Source organism: Kitasatospora sp. NPDC098663 (genome assembly GCF_044760075.1).
Taxonomy (GTDB): domain Bacteria; phylum Actinomycetota; class Actinomycetes; order Streptomycetales; family Streptomycetaceae; genus Kitasatospora.
This window is the reverse complement of the sequence record NZ_JBIWAP010000020.1, coordinates 134,910-158,569: the sequence shown is the minus strand read 5'-3', so window position 1 is coordinate 158,569 and position 23,660 is coordinate 134,910. Positions and strand designations below refer to the sequence as shown.

Annotated in this window: 6 protein-coding genes; 1 reads left to right on the top strand and 5 read right to left on the bottom strand. The window is 77.8% G+C overall.

Annotated elements, in window-relative coordinates; all coding sequences use genetic code 11:
* Position 1 precedes the first annotated feature (1 nt).
* On the top strand, positions 2-1,063 hold the full coding sequence (trpD, locus tag ACIQVZ_RS22440; RefSeq protein ID WP_350880946.1) for an anthranilate phosphoribosyltransferase: 1,062 nt from the start codon (positions 2-4) through the stop codon (positions 1,061-1,063).
* A 209-nt stretch (positions 1,064-1,272) separates the two neighbouring features.
* Here the strand turns inward: trpD and ddaH are convergent, their stop codons facing one another.
* The 5 genes from ddaH to ACIQVZ_RS22415 all read right to left on the bottom strand — a co-directional run bounded on the left by ddaH (position 1,273) and on the right by ACIQVZ_RS22415 (position 23,655).
* Positions 1,273-2,112, bottom strand: a complete 840-nt coding sequence (gene ddaH, locus ACIQVZ_RS22435; RefSeq protein WP_350880948.1) for a dimethylargininase — start codon at positions 2,110-2,112, stop codon at positions 1,273-1,275.
* Positions 2,113-2,365: 253 nt separating this feature from the next.
* Positions 2,366-2,590 (bottom strand): MbtH family protein, encoded by a 225-nt coding sequence (locus tag ACIQVZ_RS22430; protein ID WP_063349723.1) that lies wholly within the window; start codon positions 2,588-2,590, stop codon positions 2,366-2,368.
* Positions 2,587-13,611 (bottom strand): amino acid adenylation domain-containing protein, encoded by an 11,025-nt coding sequence (locus ACIQVZ_RS22425; protein WP_402452382.1) that lies wholly within the window; start codon positions 13,609-13,611, stop codon positions 2,587-2,589. The genes ACIQVZ_RS22430 and ACIQVZ_RS22425 overlap by 4 nt, the downstream gene beginning before the upstream one ends.
* 4 nt (positions 13,612-13,615) lie before the next feature.
* The gene (locus ACIQVZ_RS22420) at positions 13,616-19,060 is read right to left on the bottom strand and encodes an amino acid adenylation domain-containing protein (RefSeq protein ID WP_402452381.1); all 5,445 of its coding nucleotides are present in this window, start codon (positions 19,058-19,060) and stop codon (positions 13,616-13,618) included.
* A complete protein-coding gene (locus tag ACIQVZ_RS22415) occupies positions 19,057-23,655 on the bottom strand; it encodes a condensation domain-containing protein (RefSeq protein ID WP_402452379.1) in 4,599 nt (1,532 codons plus the stop codon). Before ACIQVZ_RS22415 ends, ACIQVZ_RS22420 begins: the two co-directional genes overlap by 4 nt.
* Positions 23,656-23,660: the final 5 nt, after the last annotated feature.

Here is a 23,660-nt window from a genome sequence, read left to right as displayed (position 1 = left end):
AGTGACAGGGAATGGTGAACCGCGCAGCTGGCCGCAGCTGCTCGCGGCGCTGATCGGCGGGACGGACCTGAGCACCGCCGACACCGCCTGGGCGATGGACCGGGTGATGCGCGGCGAGGCGGCGCCCGCGCAGCTGGCCGGGTTCCTGGTGGCGCTGCGGGCCAAGGGCGAGACCGCCGAGGAGGTCGACGGGCTGGTCCGGGCCGCGCGCGAGCACACGGTGCGGGTCGACGTGCCGGGGCCGACGCTGGACATCGTCGGCACCGGCGGGGACGGCGCCAAGACCGTGAACGTGTCCACCATGGCCGCGATCGTGGCGGCCGCCGCCGGGGCCCGGGTGGTCAAGCACGGCAACCGCTCGGCCTCCTCCGCCTCCGGCTCGGCGGACGTGCTGGAGCGGCTCGGCATCGCGCTGGAGCTCTCGGCCGAGGAGGTGGCCCGCTCGGTGCGCGAGGTCGGCATCGGCTTCTGCTTCGCCCCGGCCTTCCACCCGGCGTTCCGCCACGCGGCCGTCGCCCGCAGGGAGTTGGGCGTGCCGACGGCCTTCAACGCGCTGGGCCCGCTGACCAACCCGGCCTCGCCCACGGCCATGGCGGTCGGCGTCGCCGACCCCCGGCTGGGCCCGCTGATCGCCGCCGTGTTCGCCCGCCAGGGCGTGGACGCGCTGGTCTTCCGGGGCGACGACGGCCTCGACGAACTGTCCGTCTCCACCACCTCCACGGTCTGGACGGCGACCACCGGCCGGTTCGTGCAGGAGCGGCTCGACCCGCGCGAGCTCGGGATCGCGACGGCGGCCCCGGACGCGCTGCGCGGCGGCGACGCCGCCCACAACGCGGGCGTGGTCCACGCCGTCCTGGACGGCGAGCAGGGCCCCGTCCGCGACGCCGTCCTGCTGTCCGCGGCGGCCGGACTGGCGGCGCTGACGCCCTCCGAGCGGCCGGTGGTCGAGCGGCTGGCGGCCGCGCTGCCCCGGGCCGCCGAGGCGGTCGACTCGGGCGCGGCGGCCGCCCTGCTGAAGCGCTGGGCCGAGAGCGGGCCGCCGCGCGCGGGGCGGCGGGACTGAGCCGCCACCGGGCCGCCGCCGACGGGCGGCGGCACCGGGGCGCGACGCCGACGGGCCGCGCGGACCTCCTCGGGGGGAGGCCCGCGCGGCCCGTCGGCGTTGGTGCGGGGTGGTGCTACGGCCCGAGTCCGCCCCGTTCGCCCGCCCCGTTCGTCCGCCCCCGGCGTCACGGAGGCGGGCGAAGGGGCGGACGGGCGGGCAGGCAGCGGTCAGGCGCGGTGGCGCAGCTCCAGCGTGCAGCACTTGACGCTGCCGCCGCCCTTGAGCAGCTCGGACAGGTCGACGCCGATCGGCTCGAAGCCGCGCTCCCGCAGCTTGTCGGCGAGGCCGGTGGCCGCCTCCGGCAGGAACACGTGCAGACCGTCGCTGACCGCGTTGAGGCCGAACACGGCGGCGTCGCCGGCGTCGGCCAGCACCGCGTCCGGGAACAGCCGGCGCAGCACCTCGCGGCTGCCCGCGGAGAAGGCCTCCGGGTTGTACATGATCTCGTCGCCGTCCAGCACGGCCAGCGCGGTGTCCAGGTGGTAGTAGCGCGGGTCGATCAGCTCCAGGCCGATCACCGGGCGCCCGAAGAACTCCTGGGCCTCGGCGTGACCGGCCGGCGTGCTGCGGAAACCCCGCCCGGCGAGCACGTACTCGGCGGTGACCAGGAAGTCGCCCTCGCCCTCGTTGACGTGCTCCGGGTCGTGCAGCTCGGGGTAGCCGTTGGCGCGGAACCACTCCAGGTAGGCGGGGCCCTCGGCGGCCCGTTCGGCGTTGCGGAAGCGGGCGCCGAGCACCTTGCCGTCGACCACGGTGGCGCCGTTGGCGGCGTAGACCATGTCGGGCAGGCCCTGGATCGGGTCGATCAGGTCGACCCGGTGGCCGAGCTCCTGGTAGAGCGCGTACAGCCGCTCCCACTGCGCCACGGCGAGCCCGGTGTCGACCGGCTTCGCCGGGTCCATCCACGGGTTGATCGCGTAGGTGACCTCGAAGTGGCTGGGGCGGCACATCAGGTAGTGCCGGGGCCGGGCCGTGCGCTCGGCGGGGCGCGGGGTGACAGCGTTCATCGGTGACTCCTCGTGAGGGCTTCGGACAACGGGCGGTGCCGCTGCGGTCCGGACGGGCGGCAATCGGGTGCCTGCGGGGCTCCGGGGCCGGCTCGCCGGCGGCGCGGCCGGGCGTGGGGGAAACCCAGGCGCGCCGCACTCGTTCCTGCGGGCCGGCCCCGCGCCCGTCCCTGACATGCTGTCAGTTCACTTGCGGGGGACGGGAGATCCTTAAGCCAGGGCGGAACATCCCTGATGGACCGGCCGATCGCGCTCAGTCGACGCGGGCGTCCATCGCCTCGGCGAGGCTGCGCGGGCGCAGGTCGGTCCAGTTCTTCTCGACGTAGTCCAGGCAGGCCTGCCTGGATTCCTCGCCGAACACGCTGCGCCAACCGGCGGGCACGTCGACGAAGGCGGGCCAGAGCGCGTGCTGGTTCTCCTCGTTCGCCAGGACCAGGAACGCGCCCTGCTCGTCGTCGAAGGGGTTGGTGCTGCTCATCGGACCCTCACTTCATGGTTGTGGTCGTGCTCTTGGGCAAGGTCGTCCAACTCGTCGGCCGGCTCGTCGTTGAGCTCGCCGTCGACCTCGTCGTTCAACTCGTCGTTCAGCTCGTCACAGAACTCGGTGACCCGCCGTCGGAAGGCGGCCACCACCCGCCGGGCGGTCGGCTCGTCGCAGCCGTCCAGCGCGTGTACCAGGGCGCACTCCAGCCCGCCGGGTGCGCCGGCCGCGGTCCGCCGCTCCACCAGTTGGAGCAGCAGGTCGACGGCGGTGCGGGCCATCGGGACGGGCCGCTCGGCGGCCGTCACGGCGTCGTCCCACCGCCCGCCGTCGGCCGGTTCGGCCCGCACCAGATGGGAGAGCGCCACCCCGAACAGCGGCTGGCGGCCCGCCTGCCGGGCCGGGTTGACCAACTCCACCACCCGGTCGAACGGCAGGTCCTGATGGGCGTGGGCGGCCAGCAGCCGCTCCCGGACCCGCCCGACCAGGGTGCGGGCCGTCGGGGCGCCGGTAGGAGCGTCCCCGGCGCCGCGAGGGGAAGTGTCGACCCGCAGCACCACGGTGTTGACCAGGCAGCCGACCACGCCGTCCAGCGCCTCGTCGTCCCGGCCGGCCAGCGGCACCCCGATCGGGAGGTCGTGCCCCGCGCCGAGGTCGCCCAGCGCGGCGGCGAACGCCGCCTGCACCACCATCCCGGTGCCGGCCGAGCAGGCCCGGGCGGCGGCCGCCAGCCGGCGGTGCTCCCCCGGGTCCAGGGCGAAGCGGACGGTGCCGGCCATGCCCGGCCCGGCGCCCGGGGCGCCGGTGGCGTCCGGCAGGCCCCGCCACGGCGGCAGGGCGGTCAACGCGCCCTGCCAGTAGGCGGCCTGCCGGGCGGCCGGGCTCTCCGGGCGGTCCTCGTCGCCGAGCCGCCGCCGCAGCCACAGGGCGTGGTCGGCGTACTGGACGGCGGGCGCCGGCCAGCGCGGCGGCCCGCCGGCCGCCCGGGCCCGGTAGGCGGACCGCAGGTCTGCCAGCAGCGGTTCGAGCGCGTGCCCGTCCACCGTCGCGTGGTGCAGCACCAGCAGCAGGGTGTGCCGGTCGGGGCCGCTGCGCAGCAGGGCGGTGCGCAGCGGCGGTTCGGTCAACAGGTCGAAGCCGCGGTCGAGTTCGGCGGCGATCCAGGCGTCCAGCCGCTCCGGCGCTACGTCGAGGAGGCGGGGCGCGGCGGACGGGACGGCGGCGAGGAAGGCCTCGGCGAGGTCGGCGTCGGCGGGCGGGGCGTCGGGTGAGGCGTCGGCGGGCCCGAGGATGCGCTGCTCGGGGCCGTCCGGGCCGTACGGCAGGACGGTCCGCAGGGCCTCGTGCCGGGCCACCAGGTCGCCGAGGGCGGCCCGCAGCGCGGCCGGGTCGAGCCCGCCGGTGAGGTCGAGGGCCAGGGTGGTGAGGTAGTCCGGGCGGTGCTCGCCCAGGTAGTTGGCCGTCCACAGGCGCAGTTGGGCGGGGGCGAGCGGCAGCCGGTCGGGCCGGGTCGTCCGGTCGCCGAGCGCCGGGGCGCCGCCGTCGGTGCCGCCGGTACGGGCGGCGCGGTCGAGCCGGTGGTCCAGCCCGGCCACCGTGGGCGCGTCGAACAGCTCGACGAGCGGCACGTCGACCCCCAGGGTGGACCGGATCCGCCCGGCCAGCCGCATCGCGGCGATCGAGTTGCCGCCGAGCGCGAAGAAGTCGTCCTCCGGCGCGACCGCCGGCACCCGCAGCACCTCCGCGAACAGCGCCGCCAGGACCTCCCGGCGGGGCGAACGGGCCGGCCCCGGGGCCGCCCGCCGCGGCGGGCCCAGGGCGGTCGTGTCGACCTTGCCGTTGGCGTCCAGCGGCAGCGTGTCGACCGGGACGAGCACGGCGGGCACCAGGTGGCGCGGCAGCCGCCCGGCGAGCCGGCGGCGCAGTTCGCCGGCGGCCACCGGCCGGTCGGCGACCACGTACCCGACCAGCGAGCGGCCCGCCGGGCCCGCCCCGTGCGGCACCACCCGGGCGGCGGTGACCTCCGGTTCGGCGCACAGCGCGGCCTCGATCTCGCCCGGCTCGATCCGGAACCCGTTGATCTTCACCTGCCGGTCCGCGCGCCCCAGGAAGTGCAGCCGGCCCTCGGTGTCCCACCGGCCCAGGTCGCCGGTGCGGTACAGCCGGCCGCCCGGCGGGCCGTACGGGTCGGCGACGAAGCGCTCGGCCGTCCGGGCCGGGGCGCCGTGGTAGCCCGCGGCCAGGCCTTCGCCGCCCAGGTGGATCTCACCGGGGACGCCCGGCGGCACCGGGCGCAGCGCGGCGTCCAGCAGCAGCACCCTGGTCCCCGCGAGCGGGCGGCCGATCGGGACGGCCTCGCCCTCGCGGACCGGGCCCGCCGGGACTTCGTGGCCCAGGGCGAAGGTCGTGCTCTCCACCGGCCCGTACAGGTCCAGCAGCCGCTGGCCGGGCGCGGCCCGCCGGGCCCGGGCGAGCGCCGCCGGGGGGACGACGTCGCCGCCGGTGCAGATCAGGCGCAACCGGGCCAGGGCCGCCGGGATCTGCTCGGTCAGCAGGTCGAACAGGCCCGCCGTCAGCCAGGCCGCGGTGGCGCCGCCGCGCTCGACGGCCCGGGCGTAGTCCGCCGGGGTCAGCTCCCCCGGCGGGGCCACCACCACCTGACGGCCGGTCAGCAGCGGCATGAGCAGCTCGTACACCATGGCGTCCCAGGCGTGCGGCGAGTGGAACAGCACCCGGTCGTGATCGGGTCCGTGCCACAGCGGGTCGTCGGCCAGCGCGAGGATGTTGCGGTGGGTGACCGCCACGCCCTTGGGGCGGCCGGTCGAGCCCGAGGTGTACAGCAACTGGGCGACCTGCCCGGGCGGCACCTCCACGCCGGGATCGTCCGCACTCCCGCCCGCTTGCCGGGCCGCCGCCAACACCTCGGCGTCCAGCAGCAGCTCGGTGCCCGCCTCGGCGGCGAGCGCGCGCAGCCGCTCGGCCGGGAACCCCGGGTGCAGCGGGACGCAGACGGCGCCGAGCTTGGCCAGCGCCAGCATCGCCACCGGCACCTCCGGGCAGCGCGGCAGCCGTACGGCGACCCGGGTGCCGGGGCGTACCCCGAGGGCCGTCAGGTGGTGGGCCAGCCGGTTGGCGTCGGCGTTCAGCGCGCCGTACGTGGTGGTGGCGTCCGTGGTGGCGGCGTCCGTCGCGGTGCCGTTCGTGCCGGCGCCGCCGACGTGGCGCAGGGCGATCCGGTCCGGGTGGTCGGCCGCCAGCCGCTCGAACCGCGCGCCCACCGACACCGGTGCGGCGTCGGCCGCCGGGCCGGTGCCCCAGGCCCGCAGCCCCGCCCGCTGGACGGGCGGCAGCAGGTCGACCCGGCCGGTGGTCAGCGCGTCCGCGCCCGGACCGGCCAGGGTGGCGCAGGCGGCCGTCAGCACGGTGCGCAGCCGGTCCGCGTCGAGGTACCGGTCCAGTTCGGCGGGGCGCAGCTGGAGCCGCACGTCCAGGCCGCCCTGGCGCGGCAGCACCACCAGCGAGAGCGGGTAGTGGGTGCCGTCGAACGGTTCGACGGCGCCGATCCGCAGGCCCGGCGCGGGCTCGACGAACCCGGCCTCGTCCAGCGGGTAGTTCTCGAACACCAGTGAGCTGTCGAAGAGCCGCCCGGCGCCGGCGGCCTCCTCCACCGCGGTGAGCCCCAGGTGCTCGTGGTCCAGCAGCGCGGTGCGCTCCCGCTGGAGCCGGGCGGCGAGCTCGCGCAGCGGCTCGCCCGGATGCAGCCGGGCCCGGACCGGCACGGTGTTGATCAGCAGGCCCACGAGCCGCTCTGCTTCCGGCAGTTCGGCCGGGCGCTGGGCGACGGTGGTGCCGAACAGGACGTCGTCGCGGCCGGTGAGGTGGGCGAGCACCAGCGCCCACGCCGTCGTCACCAGGGAGCCGAGCGTCACCTCCCACTGCGCGGCGCGCGCCCGCAGCCCGGCGGTGAGCCCGGCGGGCAGGGTGAAGACGCTCGTCGACGGGCCGTCGTCGGAGCCCTCGCCGCCGGCCGGCGCGGGCCGGCCGACCCGGGTGGGCTCGGCCCCGGCGAGGGCGGCGCGCCAGGCGCCGCGCGCGGCCGCGTCGTCGCGCCCGGCCAGCCAGTCGAGGTAGCGGCGGTAGGACGGCGCCGGGGGCAGGTCGACGCCCTGGTGCAGCGCGAGCAGTTCGCGCAGCACGATCGGCACCGACCAGCCGTCCAGCAGCAGGTGGTGGTGGGTGAAGACGAGCCGCCACCGGTCGGCGGCCAGCCGCAGCAGGGTGAAGCGGATCAGCGGCGGGGTGTCGACCGCGAACGGCCGGCGGTCCTCCGCCACGAGCCGCCGGGCGTCGGCGGACTGCTCCCGCTCCGCCCGTCCGGCGAGGTCCACGGTGCGCCAGGGCAGCGTCACCTCGGCCGGCACGACCTGCCGCGGCGGGCCGGACTCGCCGCTGGTGAAGGCCCCGGCGAGCTGCGGATGGCGCGCGAGCAGCCGCCGGGCGGCGTCCTGGAGCCGCTCCGGGTCGATCGCGCCGGTGAGGTCCAGGACGAGCTGCACAAGGTACGGGTCGCGGCGGCCGTCGTGGGCGGCGTAGCGGGAGTGGAACAGCAGGCCGGCCTGGAGCGGCGTGGCGGGCAGCAGGACGGCGGCCTCGGCGGGCGCTTCGGCACAGGCTTCGGCGGGCTCCTCGGACCGGGCGTCGGCTGCGGGACCCTCGGCCCGGGGCGGGCCGGCGGACGACAGGGTGGTGAGGGCCTGCTCCCAGCGGGCGGCGAGTTCGGCCACCGCGTCGGCGGCCAGCACCCCGGCCGGCCAGGCCCATTCGACCCGCAGCCGCGGGCCGTCCGGGCCGGTCTCCACGAAGGCGTCGACCGAGAGGGTGTGGGCGAGCGGCAGGGTGGGGTCGGCCTCGCCCCGCAGGGTGCCGGGGACGGGCTGCCAGGGGCCGCGTCGGGTGGTGTCGAAGCGGCCCAGGTAGTTGAAGGCGATCGGGGCCGGGCGGTCGGGCAGCGTGCCGGACCGCTGGAGCAGCCCGTACGTCAGGCCCCGGTGGGGGGTGGCGCGCAGGCGCTGCCGGGCGGCCGCGACGGCGCGGGCCAGGTCGTCGGCGCGGGCCGGTTCGTCGGCGGGGGCCGCTCCCCCGGTGTCGGGTCCGGCCGGGCCGGTGTCCAGCAGGACGGGGTGGATGACCGTGAACCAGCCCAGCGTCCGGGAGAGGTCGAGGCCGTCGAGGGCGGCGAGTTCCGGGTCGCGGCCGTGGCCCTCCACGTCCACCAGGAGCGGGCCGTCCGCGCTGCGGGCGCGCCAGCCGTGCAGGGCGGCGGCGAGGGCGCCGAGGAGGATCTCCGGTACGGCGGCGCCGAGCCGGTCGGGCAGGTCGGTCAGCAGGGCGGCGGTCGGGCCGCCGCCCAGGGTGGTGCGCAGGGTCGCGGCCCCGGCCACGGTGTCCCGGGTGCGGTCCAGCGGGCGGGTGCCGATGGTCCCGGTGCCGGCGGTCAGCAGGCCGTGCCAGTGGTCGCGGTCGGCGGCGACCGCCGGGTCGGCCTCGGCGGCCCGCAGCGCGCGGGCCCAGTCGGCGGCGGTGACGGGGACGGCGGCGAGGTCGGCCGGGTGGCCGTCGGCGGCGGCCCGGTGGGCCCGGGCGAGGTCGTCGAGCAGGATCCGCCAGGAGACGCCGTCGACGGCGAGGTGGTGGATCACCATCAGCAGCAGGCCGCCCTGGTCGCCGTCGAACCAGACCGCCCGCAGCAGTTCGCCCCGGTAGGGGTCGAGGCGGCGGCGGGCGTCGTGCCGCTGTTCCGCGACGAGTTCCAGCAGGGCGGGCGCCGGGTCGCGGCCGGGGGTGGTGGCGAGGCCCTCGCGGGCGAGGTCGATCCGGTGCAGCAGCGGGGCCGCCGGGACGGTCCCGGCGGGCCGGATCTCGAAGGCGAGCGGCTCGCCCGGGGCCCCGGTCAGCCGGGTCCGCAGCGCGTCGTGGTGGTCGACGAGCTGCTGGAGGGCGGCGCTCAGGGTGTGTTCGGTGGCGCCGGGCGGCACGTCGCACAGCAGGGACTGGGCGTAGCCGTGGATCGGTCCGCCGCGGGCCGCCAGCCAGTCCGCGATCGGGGTGGGCGGCAGCTCCCCGCCGGGCGGCGCGGGCGCCGCCGGGCGGGCGGCCGGGGCGCGGCCCCCGTCCGGGACGACGGCCGCGGCGGCCGCGAGGGCGCGCGGGGTCTGGTGGGTGAACACGTCCTTCGGCGTGATCAGCACTCCCGCCGACCGGGCCCGGGTGGCCAGTTGGATCGCCAGGATGCTGTCCCCGCCCAGCCGGAAGAATCCCTCCGACGGCCCCGGCCGCGCCCGGCCGAGGACGCTGCCGAACAGGGTCCGCAGCTGCTCCTCGGCGGGCGAGCCGCCCTCCGGGGCCGTGACGGGCTGCGGGCGGGCGGCGGCGGGCGCCGGGAGCGGGCGGGCGGCCGGGCCGGAGGTGTCGGGCAGGTCGAGGGCGCCAAGGACGTCGAGGGTGCCGAGGGTGTCGACGGGTGCCGCCGGGTCGGCCAGGGCGGCCGCCAGCAGGCGGCCGAGGCCCTGCGCCAGGCGCTCGGCGGTCTCGGGGCGGAAGTGGCCGGTGCTGTACTCCAGGACGCCGCGCACCGTGCCGTCCGGCTGTTCGGTGAACTCGAAGAGCAGTGGGAACTTGGCCATCACCCGCTCGAACCGGTGCGGAGCGCCGGACAGGCCGGGCAGGGTGAGCGCGGGTCGGCGTCCGCCATGCAGGGTGATCATCACCTGGAACAGCGGGTGGCGGCCGAGTCTCCGGTCGGGTGCGAGGGCGTCCACGACCCGGTCGAAGGGTGCCTGGTCGTGGGCGAAGGCGGTGAGGTCGGCGTGCCGGACGCGGTCGACGAGCTCCGCGAAGCCCGGGCGGCCCGAGAGGTCGGTGCGCAGGGCGAGCGGCTGGGCGAAGTAGCCGACCAGGTCGTCCAGGGCGGGGTCGGCGCGGCCGGCGGTGACCGTGCCGAGGACGAAGTCGGTGCCCGCTCCGGAACGGGCCAGCAGGCAGGCGACGGCCGCGTGCAGCACCATGAACAGGGTGGCTCCCCGACCGGCCGCCAACTCGGCTGCCGCGGCCACCAGTTCGGCACCCCACCGGAACTCGGCGGTGGCCCCGCGCAGGGCCGTGCCGGGCGGCGGCTCGTGGTCCACCGGCAGCGCGGTGCGCCCCGGCGCGGCGTGCAGGGTCTCGCGCCAGTGCGCCAGTTCGGTGGCCAGCGGGCTGCCGGGCTCGCCGCCCGGGCCGAGCTCCTGGCGCTGCCAGAGCGTGAAGTCGGCGTACTGGAGCGGCAGTCGGGGCCATTCGGGGGCCCGGCCGCGGGCCCGGGCGGCGTAGCCGGCGGCGAGGTCGCGGGTCAGCGGGCCCAGCGACTGCTCGTCGGCGGTGATGTGGTGCAGGACGATCAGCAGCAGGTGGGTGCCGGGCCCGGCGGTGAACACCACCAGCCGCCAGGGCAGGCCGTGTTCGAGGTCGAAGGGCCGGTGGACCTCCTCGTGCACGGCCGCGTCCAGGTCGGCGGGGTCGGGGTGCCGGACGGTCAGCGGGAGGGGCGGGTCGTCGAGGATCCGCTGGTACGGCTGCCCGTCGGTGGCCGGGAACACGGTGCGCAGGCTCTCGTGCCGCTGCTGGACGTCGCCTGCGGCGGCCCGTAGCGCGGCCAGGTCGAGCGGCCCGGTCAGCCGGGCGGCGAGCGGGACGTGGTAGGTCGACGCCTGCTCGCCGAGCCGGTGCAGGAACCACAGGCCGCGCTGGGCGTAGGAGAGCGGGATGCGCTCCGGGCGGGGGCCGGCCTGCGGGCGCTGCGGACGTGCCCGGCCGGCCGCCGCCGCACCCTGGCGGGCGGCGGCACGGGCACCGGTCCGGGCGGCCAGACCGGCCACGGTGGGGGCCGCGAAGACGTCCCGGATGGTCAGTCCGGCGGTCAGCTCGGCGGGCAGCTCGGCCCGGGCGCGGACCACCAGCCGGTTCGCCGAGAGGGAGTCTCCGCCGAGGGCGAAGAAGCTCTCGTCCGCGCCGAAGCCCTCGGCCCCGAGGAGTTCGGCGAACAGCCGGTGCAGCCGGGTCTCGTGCTCGCCGCTGGGCGCCCGGCCCCGGCCGTCCGCCGTCCTGGCCGCCAGGGCCCGCAGCCGGTGCTCGTCGAGCTTGCCGTTGGCGGTCAGCGGGAAGGCCTCGACGGCGACGAAGGCCGCGGGCACCAGGTGGGCCGGGAGCGACGCGTGGGCGTGGTCGGCGGCCGCGCGGACGGCCTCCCCGGTGCCGAGCAGGTAGGCGGTCAGCGCCTTGTGCCCGGACTCCCGTTCGGTGGCGAGGACGGCCGCGCCGGAGATGCCGGGCAGCGCGGCGAGCACGGCCTCGATCTCCCCCGGCTCGATGCGGTAGCCGCGGATCTTCACCTGCCGGTCGGTGCGGCCGAGGTGTTCGAGTTCGCCGTCGGGGCGGCGGCGGGCGCGGTCCCCGCTGCGGTACATCCGGCTGCCGGGCGGGCCGTACGGGTCGGCGGTGAAGCGGCCGGCGGTCAGCGCGGGGCGTCCGAGGTAGCCGCGGGCGAGGCCGGGGCCGGCCACGTACAGCTCGCCGGGCAGGCCGTCGGGCACCGGCCGCAGGGCGGCGTCCAGCAGGTACGCCCGCAGGTCGGGCAGCGGGCGGCCGATGGTGGCGGTGCCCGAGGCCACGGCGGCGGCGTCGAGGTCGCCGGCCGTGACGTGCACGGTGGTCTCGGTGATGCCGTACATGTTGACGAGCCGGGGCGCGTCCTGCGGGTGCCGCAGGTACCAGTCCGCGAGCCGCCAGGGTTCGAGCTGCTCGCCGCCGAAGATCACGTACCGCAGGGCGAGCCGGGTGCTCGGGCCGGGGTGGGCGGCGTCGGCGGCGGCCAGCTGGGTGAAGGCCGAGGGGGTCTGGTTGAGCACCGTGACGCGCTCGTCGGCGAGCAGGCGCAGGAACTCCTCGGGCGAGCGGGCGGTGTCCCGGGGGACGACGACCAGCCGGCCGCCGTGCAGCAGGGCTCCCCACAGCTCCCAGACCGAGAAGTCGAAGGCGTAGGAGTGGAACAGGGTCCAGGTGTCGTCCGGTCCGAAGCCGAACCGGTCGGCGGTGGTGGCGAGCAGCCGGGTGACGTTGCGGTGGGTGACCAGGACGCCCTTGGGGCGGCCGGTGGAGCCGGAGGTGTGGATGACGTAGGCGACGCCGTCCGGGGCGGGGCGCTGCGGCTGCGGCCGGTCGGCGGGCTCGTCCGCGCCGTCGACGGGCAGGGTCCCGACGCCGTCGGGCAGCGCCGCCCGGGCGGAGTCGTCCGTCACCACGAGCCGGGGCGCGGCGTCCTCGATGGTCGCGCGCAGCCGCTCGACCGGGTAGTCCGGATCCAGCGGCAGGTAGCCGGCGCCGGCCTTCTGGACACCGAGCAGCGCGACCACCAGGTCCGGCGAGCGGGGCAGGGCGACGCCCACCAGGTCGCCGCGGCGCACGCCCCGGGCGGCGAGCCGGCGGGCCAACCGGTCGGCGCGCAGGTCGAGTTCGCGGTAGCTGAGGACGGTCTCCCCCAGCACCACGGCGGGTGCCTGCGGGCGGGCGGCGGCCTGCCGTTCGAACAGCGAGACCAGGGTGTCGCCGTCCTGGCCGGTCCATGCCGACCCGGACCCGGACGCGGGCGCGGGCAGGGCGACGGCGCCGCCGGTGCGCAGCCGGCCGACCGGGAGCCCCTCGGGCGCCTCGGCCAGCGCCGTCACGAGGTCGAGCACCCGGTCCAGGTGGGCCCGGACGGTGTCCTCGGGGTAGTCGCCGACCGCGTCGGCGAACACCGGCAGGGTGGCGCGGCCGTTGTCGTAGACGCCGAGCGCGAAGTCCTCGGGCACGCCCGGCGAGACCTCGTGCACGGTGGCCGGGATCCCGCCGAACCGCAGGTCCGGGTCGAGCGGCAGCAGGTTCAGGGTGGGGCCGATCAGCGGCCGGTCGCCCCGGGCGGCGGCGGTGTCGCGGAGCAGGTCCTCGAAGCGGTACCGCTGGCGGCGCAGCGCGGCCCGGACCCGGTCCGCCGTGGCCGTCACCAGGTCGCCGACGGTGGCGGCCGGGTCGACGGCGAGCCGCAGCGGGACGACGTTCGCCGTCATGCCGAGGGCCCGCCGGGCCAGCGCGGCGTCCCGGCCGCGGACGCCGAGGCCGATCACCGCCGTGCCCTCGCCGGTGTCGGCGTGCAGCGCGACGGCGAGCGCGGCCGGGAACAGCGCCGTCCAGCCCGCGCCGGCGCGCTCGCGGACGGCGGCCCAGCGTTCGGCGGACAGCTCCGTCCGGACGGCGACCGGCGGGCGCGGGCCCGAGCCGGTCGGGGCGCCGCGCCCGCCCGCGAGGCGGGGCGGGTCGCCGAGGCCGGCCGACTCCTCGGCCCAGAAGGCGGCGTCGGTGCGGAACCGGGCGGAGGCGCGGTAGGCGGCGTCGTCGTCCAGCAGGGCCTGGAGCGGGTCGTGCACGCCGGTGGAGGCCGGCTCGCCCGCGCGCAGCGCCGTGTACTCGGCCGCCACCCGGCGGATCAGCCCGGCCCCGCCCACCCCGTCGCACAGGATGTGGTGGATCCGGAGGTACCAGAGGTACTCCGCCTCGCCGGTCCGCAGCAGGAAGTGGTCGAAGGACGGGCCGGCGGTCAGGTCGTAGGGGTGGGCGAGTTCGACGGCGAGGAACGCGCGGGCGGCGGCGGCCGGGTCCTCGTGGTGGCGCAGGTCCTGCCGGTGCAGCGGCCAGTCGGCGGCGTCCTCGATGATCTGGACGGCGCTGTCGGCGGTCGGCTCGAAGCGCACCCTCAGGCTCTCGCTGCCGGCCACCACGCCCCGCAGCGCGCGTTCGAACAGCTCCTCGTCGATCGCGCCGTGGAACTGGACGTACTGGCCGGCGGTGAACCGCCGCCGGGTGGGGTCGGCCTCGTGGCCGAACCAGATTCCCGCCTGCGGGGCCGTGAGCGGCCATCGTCGGGCGGGCGTGGCGGGCGTGGCGGACATCCGGTCAGCTCCTCTCCGGCTCGTGCGGCTGGTGCGGGCCCTGTGACGCGTGCGGCCCGGACGGGTCGGACGGGTCGCCGAGCCGGTCGAGCAGCGCCGGGGCGAGGTCGACGAGGGCGGCCGGGCCGCCGAGGTCCTGGTGGCCGTGGTCGGTCCGGTGCCGCAGCAGCCGGCCGCCGTCCAGGTGGGGCAGCCAGCTCTCCGGGTCCTGGACGGGCCCGCTGGTCTCCGGGACGGCCTCGATGAGGAGCAGGTCGCCGCGGTACCCGCCGGGGCGGAAGGCCCGGCCGAGCCGGACGTTGTTGTCGTAGACCTCGGCGAGCGCGGTCAGGTGGTGTTCGGAGAAGACGGAGAGCGGCGAGTCGGAGTCCTTGGCGAGGGCGAGGAACTCCTCGGCGGTCGGCGCGGGCGCGTCGGCGGGCCGGTCGACCCCGGTCAGCCGCAGCAGGGCGTTGCGGACGTGGCCCTGCTCGGCGAGCACCTCGGCCTCCGAGCGGGCGGGCAGGTCGGCGAGCACGTAGCTGTCGAGCATCGCGAGCAGGCCCACCTCCGCGCCCTGCTGCTGGAGCCGGGCGGCCACGGCGTAGGCGACCAGGCCGCCGAACGACCAGCCGAGCAGGTGGTAGGGACCGTCGGGCTGGACGGCGCGGATCTCCCGCACACAGTCCTCGGCCACCTCCTCCAGGCCGGCCGGCAGCGGCCCCCGGCCGTCGAGGCCGCGGGACTGCAGGACGTAGAGCGGCCGGTCGCCGAGCGGCCCCAGCAGCGCCGCGTACGTCCAGCCGATCCCGGCGGCCGGGTGCACGCAGAACAGCGGCGCGCCGGTGCCGGTCGAACGCAGCGGCAGCAGGGTGGCCAGCATGGGCTCCAGGCCGTCGGCGGGCGGCGCGGGTACGGCGGCGTCCGCGGTGGCGGTGGCGTCCGTGGGGGCGTCGGCGGCGGGGAGCGGGATGCGGGCGGGCCCGGCGGTCGCGGGCCAGGAGGCGAGCAGGCCGAGGGCCCCGACGGTGGTGTCCGGCTCGGCGACGAGGGTGTCGAGCAGCCCCAGCAGCCGGGCCAGCAGGGCGTCGGCGGCCTCGGCGTCGACGGCGTCCTCCCGGTGCAGGATGTCGAGTTCCAGCCCGCCGTCCCTGGGGATGGCCATCAGCGACAGCGGGTAGTGCGCGGCCGTCTCGCTGCCCGAGCCGGTGATCCGCACCCCCGGAAGCGCGTCGCCCTGGTCGCCGGACTGCGGGAAGTTCTCGTACACCATGACGGTGTCGAAGAGTTCGCCGAGGCCGGTCGCCCGCTGGATCGCGGGGATTCCCAGGTGCTGGTGGGCGATCATCCGGACCTGCTCGCGCTGGACCCGGGTCAGCAGCCCGGCCAGCGACTCCTCCGGCCGCAGGGTGATCCGCAGCGGCAGGGTGTTGATCAGGAAGCCCATGACGGACTCGGAGCCCGGCAGCTCCGGCGAGCGGCCGTTGACGATGATCCCGAACACGGTGTCGGGGCGGCCGGTCCGCTCCGCCAGCAGCAGCGCCCAGGTCGCCTGGAGCACGGTGTTGAGCGTGATGCCCAGCCCGGCGGCGAGGGCGCCGAGCCGTTCGGTGCGCTCCTCGCCCAGGGGCCGGTAGCGGCGGCCCGGCCACCCGGCGGCGGGCGGCAGCCCGGGCGGCGTCATCAGGGTGGGTTCGATCGGCGCGGCCAGGGCCTCGCGCCACGCCCGGCGGGCGGCCTCGTGGTCCCGGCCGGCCAGCCAGGCCAGGTGGGCGCGCAGCGGCACCGGCGCGGGCAGCCCGGCCGGGTCCCGGTACAGGGCGAACAGCTCCGGCAGGAGGAGCTGGTTGGACCAGCCGTCGATCAGGGTGTGGTGGGCGACCACCTCCAGCCGGTACCGCTGCGCTCCCGTGCCCTCCCCGGGGCCCAGCCGCAGCAGGGTGAAGCGGATCAGCGGCGGGTCGGCCGGGTCGAACCGGGTGGTCCTGGCCTCGGCGGCCAACCGCTCGGTCTCCGCCTCCTGTTCGGCCGCCGTGAGGCCGCTGAGGTCCAGTTCCGTGAACGGCGGCAGGCGGTCCGGGACGACCTGGACGGGCCGGCCGTCGGGGAGGCGGACGAACCCGGCCGCCAGGTTCGGGTGGCGGCGGCAGAGCGCCTCGACGGCGCGGCGCAGCGCCACCGGGTCGAGCCGCCCGTCGAAGAGCATCCACAGCCGCATCACGTAGGCCCCGCCGCCGCCCTGGCCGTGCCGGGTGGGGAAGAGCAGCCGCTCCTGGAGCGGTGTCAGCGGCAGCACGTCCCGGTGGCCCGGGAACCGGTCCCGCAACCAGGCGCGGGCGGCGGCGTCCAGCGGGAGCAGTTCGCCGTCGGCGGGCCGGCCGGCGCCCTGGTCGGCGGGGTCGAGCGCGGTGGCGACGGCCGCGAGTCCGGCCGGGGTCGGGTGCGCGAACACGTCCTCCGGGGCGAGCGCCAGCCCGGCCCGGCGGGCCCGGCGGAGCAGCTTGATGGAGCGGATGCTGTCGCCACCGAGGGCGAAGAAGCTGTCGTCCGGGCCGACTCCGGGCAGGCCGAGGACGCCGGCGAAGAGCTCGCGCAGCACCTCGACGGGGCCGGCGGCCGGGGCGGCGGGCGGCTCGGGCGTCGTCCCCGGCGCGGCTCCGGCGGCCAGGGCGGCGAGCGCGCCGCGGTCGGTCTTGCCGTTGGCGTTGGTCGGGAGGTCGTCGAGGAAGACCAGGGCGGCCGGGACGAGCGGCGCGGGCAGCACCTCGCGCAGCGCCGCCCGGACGGCCTCCGGATCGGCCGGGCGGCCCTCGGCGGCGACCAGGAAGGCCGTCGTGCGGCGGTCGCCCTCGCCGTCGTCGGTGGCGACCACCACGGCTCGCCGGACACCGTCCAGCTCCGTCAACCGGGCCTCGATCTCGCCGAGTTCGATCCGGTGTCCGCGGATCTTCACCTGGTGGTCGGTGCGGCCGGCGTACTCCAGCTCCCCGGCGGCGGTCCAGCGGGCGAGGTCGCCGGTGCGGTACATCCGGGCGCCGGGCGGGCCGAACGGGTCGGGCAGGAAGCGCTCGGCGGTGGCCCCGGGCCGGTGGGCGTAGCCCCGGGCCAGGTAGTCCCCGGCCAGGTAGAGCTCGCCGGTGACGCCGACCGGCGCGGGCCGCAGGGCCGGGTCGAGGACGTGGGCGCGCACGTTGCCGATCGGCACGCCGATCGACGGCTCACCGTCCGCGCCGGGCGGGCAGGCCCCGGCCGTGGCGTACACGATGGCCTCGGTGGGGCCGTAGAGGTTGAGCACCCGGGCGTCCGGGTTGCGGGCGTGCACCCGGCGGACCAGCGCGGCGGGCAGCGGCTCGCCGCAGAACACGTAGGTCGTCGCCCGCTCGCGCACCCACTCGGCCCGGGCGACCTGCTGGTACACCGACGGGACGGTGTTGACCAGGCTGCCGGACCAGTCGGGGCGTTCCAGCAGCGTGAGCAGGTTGTCCACCAGGTCGACGCTGCCGCCGACGAACAGCGGCACCAGGAGCTCGAAGACCGACAGGTCGAAGGAGAGCGAGGTGGAGCCGAGCACCCGGGAGAGGGCCTCGGGGCCGAGCTCGGCCGCCGCCCAGGCAGCGAGGTTGGCCACGGCCCGGTGGGTGACCACCACGCCCTTCGGCGTCCCGGTGGAGCCGGAGGTGTGGATGACGTACGCCGCGTTGCCGGGCAGCGGGCCGGTGGGCTCCACCCCGGCGGGCGCGGAGGCGACGTTCTCGACCGGAGCGGGCTCGGCGGCGGGCTCGTCCAGCAGGACGACGGACGGGCCGTCGGCGGCCGGCTCCGGCAGCACGGCGGCGGCCAGCTGCGCCGTGGTCAGGACCACCCGGGGTCGGGCGTCCGCGAGCACGAACTCCACCCGGCCGCGTGGGTGGCCCGGGTCGACCGGCAGGTAGGCGGCGCCGGCCTTCAGCACGCCCAGCACGGCCGCGACCAGGGCGGGGGTGCGGGGTAGCAGCACCGCGACGACGTCCTCGCGGCCGACGCCGAGGCCGGCGAGCAGCCGGGCGATCCGCTCGGAGCGCCCGTCCAGCTCGGCGTAGTCCAGCACCTCGCCCCCGCCGCGCACCGCGACGGCGGACGGGGTCCGCGCCAGCTGGGCGGCGAACGCGGCGGGCACGGTGGTCTCGGGCACCGCGTGTCCGGTGGCGTTGGCCTTCCGCAGCAGGGCCAACTCGTCCTCGCCGGCGAGGTCGAAGGAGTGGATCGGCTCGTCGGGCCGGGCCGCCAGCCGAGCCAGCAGCCGGACCAGCCGGCGGTGGGCCGCCGGATCGGCGCCGTGGCCGCCCGCGGCGACCCGCCACGCCCCGTCCCGGTCCGCCGGGCCGGGGGTGGGGTCGGCGCGCAGGAACAGGCCGGGCAGCGGCTCGCCCCAGGCGCGGGCCAGGACGGCGACCGTCCCGGGGCCGTACGCCACCCGCTCGGCGCTGTCGGCGATCCCGGTGACCAGGCCGTACCCGGAGGACGGGCCCCAGGGCAGGTCGAGGTCCGGCCGGTGGTCGTGGCGGCGGGCCGCGCGCAGGGCGCGGCCCGCCTGCCGCAGGACGGCGGTGAAGCTGAGCCCGGGGGCCGGGGCGAGGCGCACCGGGACGACCAGGCCGCGGCCGCCCGGGCCGGGCGCCGGGCGCCAGTGTCCGAGCAGCAGCTCCCGGGCGCCGGTCAGCCGGTGCGCGTGGACGGCGGCGGCGGCGAGCAGCACCGCGGCGGGGCCCGCGCCGCCGGCCCGGGCGACCCGGGCCAGTGCGGCCGGGTCGGCCACCGGCAGCCAGGGCAGTTCGGCCGGGGGCGCGGTGGCCCCGGCCGGGCGGGCGGCGGCGGGCTCGGGGCCGGCGGCCCCCAGGACCTCCCGCCAGTACGCCCGGTCGGCTGGCCGGTCGGCGTCCGGGTCCGGGGCGGGCGCAGGGGTGCCGAGGGAGGCCGGGGTGCCGAGGGAGGCCGGGGTGGCGAGGGAGGCCGGGGCCGTCCCGCCGTCCTCGGCGTACAGCTCACCGGCCCGGCGGACGAGCGCGGCCAGCCCGGCGTCGTCGTCGACCAGCCGGTGGTGGCGCAGGAACCAGCTGAGCCCGCCGTCGGACCGGCGGATCAGCACGTGGCGCAGCAGCGGCCCGCCGAGCAGGTCGAGCGGGCGGACGAGCTCGGCGGCGAGCCAGCCGTCCAGTTCCTCCGGGTCGAGGTCGATCACCGCGACGGCGGGCGGCTGGGCCGGGTCGGCCGGGCGGAGCAGGCCGGGGCCGCCCCCGGCGGCGGCGCGGTAGCCGGTGTGCAGGTGCGGGCGCTCGGCCAGGGCCCGGGCCACGGCGCGGCGCAGCCGGTCCGGCCCGACCGGGCCCTCGAAGCGGACCAGGCGCGCCACGCAGTCGGCGGGCAGGGACGGGGTGTCCCGCAGGACGGCACGCCGGGCGGCGTCGAGCGGGGTGGCGGTGAAGCTGCTCACAGGGCCCTCACGGTGTCGTCGTCGGAGTGCGGGGTCACGGTCTCGGGCGCGTCGCCGTGGTCCGCGCAGTCCGCGTAGTCGGCCTGGTCCGCGTAGTCGGCGTAGTCGGCCGCCACGTCGTGGACCGGGCGGTCGGGTTCGGCGAGCAGGCCGCGCAGCAGCTCGCGCAGGCCGGTGGCGAAGCCGGTCGCGGTCGGCGGGTCGAAGAGTTCGGGGGCGTAGTGCACGGTCAGCGCCGTGGGGGCGGCGCCGCTCTCCGCCCGCCAGCCCAGGTCGAGTTCGGCCCCGCGCAGGCCGACGCCGCTGCCGCTGCCGCTGTCACCGCCGCCGCCGTCCCCGTCGCCCCGGGAGCGGACCGGGGGCTCGGCTCCGGGGCCGGCCGTCCCGTCGGGGGTGGTTCGTCCCAGCAGGTCGGTGAAGGCGGGCTCGTCGGCGAGGTCGGCCCGCAGCAGAGCTCCGCCGGGGAGGCCGACCGCCACCTCGTCCTGGCCGGAGATCCACGAGAGCAGCACCAGCCAGCCGGCCCGCAGCACCCGGTCGGGGTGCGGGCCGGACCGGGCGATGGCGCCGCGCAGCGACTCGTCGACCGGGACGGTGACGCTGCGCTCGGTGTAGTCGGGGCGGCCCGGGCGGGGGCGGTCCGTGGGGATGTCGAGCCGCACGGCCCCGGGCGGGCCGGCCGCCGGGGCCGCGTCGGCGGAGGCGGGAACCGGCGCCCCGGCCCACAGCCTGGAGATAGGCAACTCTCCGTCAGTGGAAGCGAGTTCACGGAGCAGCTCGGTGTACTCCGCGACGAAAGCGGCCGCCGTCTCACTCGTGAACAACCGGGTGCTGAACTCCAGGCAGGCGGTCATGGCGTCGTCGCCGACCCGGTCGGAGGTGATCAGGGTGAGGTCGAACTTGGCGGTGCCCGCCGGCAGGCCGCCGAACAGGTTGCCGGCGCTGTGGCCGATGTCGAAGTACCCGGTCGAGGTGCCCTCGATCTGCTGGATCGGCGGCAGCTCCTGGTGCACGTAGAACACGTCGAACAGCGGGCTCCGGCCCGGATCGCGCTCGTCCGTCAGCGCCTGGACGACCCGGTCGAAGGGGATCTCCTGGTGCTCCAGGGCCTCCAGCACCACGGCGCGCACCCGGTGCAGGAAGGCGGTCACCGACGGGGCGCCGGACAGGTCGGCGCGCAGCGCCACGGTGCTGTTGAAGAAGCCGATCAGGCCTTCGAGTTCGGGCCGGTTGCGCCCGGTGGTCGGGATGCCGACGACCAGGTCGTCCTGCTCGCTGCGGCGGGCCAGCAGCAGGTAGAGGCCGGCGAGCAGGACCACGAAGAGGGTGACGGAGCGGTCGGCCGCGAGCCGCCGCAGCTCCCGCATCAGGGCGGCGTCCACGGTGAACACCGCGAGGTCGCCGGCGTGGTCCTTGCGGGCCGGGCGCGGGTAGTCGGTGGGCAGCCGCAGCACCGGCGCGTCCCGCAGGGTCTCGCACCAGTAGGCGAGTTCGCCGTCCAGGGCCGAGCCGGCCACCAGTTCGCGCTGCCAGGCCGCGTAGTCGGCGAACTGGACCGGCAGCGGCGCGAGCCGGTGCGGGCGGCCCTCGCGGCGGGCGGCGTACAGCTCGGGCAGCTCGCTTTCGAAGATCCGCGGTGAGGCGCCGTCGTTGACGGCGTGGTGCATGGTCACCTGGAGCACGTGCTGCTCGGGGGCCGTCCGGGCCACGAGCACCCGCACCAGGGGGTCGTGGGCGAGGTCGAAGCGGTGCTCGGCGGCCTGCCGGACGAGTTCGCGGGCGGCGGCGAGCGGGTCCGGATCCGCGGAGACGTCATGGAAGGTGAAGAAGTCGCCGGGCTCCGGGCGGACGCGCAGCACCGGCTCGTCGTCCTCCTCGGCGAAGTTGGAGCGCAGCACCTCGTGGCGCAGCATCAGGTCGTGCCACATGCCGCGGACGGCGTCGACGTCGAGCGGGCCGCTGATCAGGCTGACCATGGGGAGGTTGTAGAGCGTGGTGTCGGGGTCGAGCTGGTGGTGGAACCAGATCCGGTCCTGGCCGAAGGAGGTGACCGGGGGGGTGTCGCGCGGGGTGATCGGCGGCAGGGCGGGGGCGGCGGGGGCGCCGGCCCGGCGGCGGATGAGGTCGGCGAACGCGCCGACGGCGGGGTGTTCGTAGACGTCGAGCAGCCGGGGGCGGAAGCCGAAGCGGGTCTGGATCCGGTCGGCGAGCTGGAGGGCGATGATCGAGTTGCCGCCGAGTTCGAAGTAGTCGGCCTCCGGGCCGGGCGGCTGCTCGCTGTGCAGGAGTTCTCCGAGGACTTCGGCGAGCCAGCGTTCGGGGTCCTCGGCGGGGCCGGTCCCGGTGCGCTCGACGGCGGGCGCCGCGGACGCGACGGGCGCGGTGGGCACGACGGACGCCACGGGCAGGGCGGGGGCCGCCGGTGCGGGCCGGATCCAGCAGGGGGTGGCGGCCAGCGGGTGTCCGGGCAGGCGCAGCCGGCGGGCGGTGCCGGGCTCGGGGCCGAGCGCCGGCCAGTCCAGGTCCAGGCCGCATTCGTACAGCCGGCCGAGCAGCGCGGCGAAGCCTCCGTCGCCGCCGCCGGCGGCCGTGACCAGCCGGGCGCCGTCCTGCCCCTCCGGGCCGAACCGCTCGGCGAGCAGCCGGCCGAGGACGCCGCCGGGGCCGGGGTCGAGGAACACCACCGGTCCGGCGGCGGCGAGCCGTTCGGCCGCCGCGACGAGCCGGTCCCGGTCGGGCGGCGCGGCCTCGGCGCCGGTGGCGGTGGCGGTGGCGAGTTCGCGGGTGTCCTCGGCGGTGAGGGTGCCGAGCAGGTACCGGGCGGCGTACCGGGAGACGCCGCTGCTCAGCACGGTCTCGACGGGCACGCCGCAGCGCGACAGCTCGCGGTGCAGGGCGAGTTGGCCGGCGAGCAGCCGGGCCGCCGGGCCGGTGGCGGGCAGCGCCTCGGGCGGCTCCGCCGGGCCGGGGGCGTCGGGCGCGGCGTCCGGGGAGAGCAGCAGGCAGACGGCGGGCGGCCTGGTCCGGCCGCCGCGCGGGGCGCCGCCGGCCGGGGCCGAGGCGTCGAGCCGGGCCGCCCGTTCGAGCAGGGCCCGGCCGAGTCCGGCGGTGTCGCGGGCCCACACCGCCGCCCGGTGTCCGTAGTGGGTGCGCCCGGAGTTGAGGGTGAGGGCGACGTCGTCGAGGTCGGTGTCGCGGGCGGCCGGGCCGGTCAGCGCGGTGCCGAGGTCGGCACAGAGCCGGGCGAGCGCGGTGCGGCTGCGCGCGGAGACGCCGACGAGCCGGGGGGTGCCCGGGCGGTCGGCGCGCGGGGGCACGGGCGGCCGCTGGACCACGCAGTGGGCGTTGATGCCGCCGAGGCTGTACGAGCTGACGCCGGCGATCCGCTCCTCGCCCTCCCAGGGGCGCAGCGCGGTGACCACCTCGACGGGTTCGAGGGCGGCCTCGTCGACGGGCCGGCGGAAGTGCAGGGACGGGTACAGCTCGCCGTGGCCGACCGCGAGGACGGCCTTGACCAGGCCGGCGATCCCGGCCGCGTGGTCGAGGTGGCCGACGTTGGTCTTCACCGAGCCGATCGGCAGCCGCCGGCCCCGCGCCCCGAACCCGCGCGGCCCGAACACCTGGGCCAGGCCCTCCAGTTCGACGGCGTCGCCGAGCCGGGTGCCGGAGCCGTGCGCCTCCAGGTAGCCGGCCAGGGCGGGGTCGAGCCCGGCGGCGCGCCAGGCCGCGCCGATCACCGCCGCGTGCGCGGGCGCGCTCGGGGTGCTGATGGTGGCGGCCGCGCGGCCGTTGTGCCGGACGGCGCTGCCGCGGATCACGGCGTGGACGGGCGTGCCGTCGGCGCGGGCCCGGCCGAGGGTGGTGAGCAGCAGGACGGCGCCGCCCTCGCCGCTGGCGGTGCCGTCGGCGTCGGCGTCGAAGGCCCGGCAGCGGCCGCTCGGGGAGACGAGTTCGGTCATGCCTTCGGTCTGCCGGGCGGGCAGGCCGCCGGGGCGCAGACTGAAGCCGCCGGCGAGCGCGTACTCGGCCTCGCCGTCGCGCAGTTCGCGGCAGGCCTGGTGGACGGCGACGAGCGAGCCGTTGCAGCCGGTGTCGACGGCGTAGCAGGGGCCTTCGAAGCCGAGCACGTGGGCGATCCGGGCGGGCAGCGCGAAGGGCACGTTGCCGAGGGCACTGAGCGGGCCGGGCTCGGTGGCGGCGCCGAGGTAGCCGGAGGCGGCGGCGCTGAGCACCACGGCGACCTGGCGTCCGCGCAGGGCGCTCGCGGCGTGGCCGGCGTCCTCGACGGCCTGGTGGGCGAGGACCAGCGCGATCCGCTGCTGGGGGTCCATCAGGGCGGCCTCGCGCCGGGAGAGGCCGAAGAAGGCGTGGTCGAAGGTGTGGACGTCGGCGAGGTGGCCCATCGGCAGGTAGCCCGCGTCCGGGTCGAGTCCGGTGGCGGCGGCCCGGGCGGCGGGCATGTCCCCGACGGAGTCCCGGCCGGCGGCGAGGTTGGCCCGGAAGGCCGCCAGGTCGTCGGCGTCGGGGAAGCGGGCGCCGATGCCGACGACGGCGATGTCGGTGTCGGCGGGGGCCGTCGCTGGGGTCCTGGTCACTGCTG

What these genes read in the sequence shown, in the direction of transcription:
- ddaH (WP_350880948.1), bottom strand. Translation starts at nt 2,112, where the DNA reads ATGAACGCTGTCACCCCGCGCCCCGCCGAGCGCACGGCCCGGCCCCGG.
- ACIQVZ_RS22430 (WP_063349723.1), bottom strand. Translation starts at nt 2,590, where the DNA reads ATGAGCAGCACCAACCCCTTCGACGACGAGCAGGGCGCGTTCCTGGTC.
- ACIQVZ_RS22425 (WP_402452382.1), bottom strand. Translation starts at nt 13,611, where the DNA reads ATGTCCGCCACGCCCGCCACGCCCGCCCGACGATGGCCGCTCACGGCC.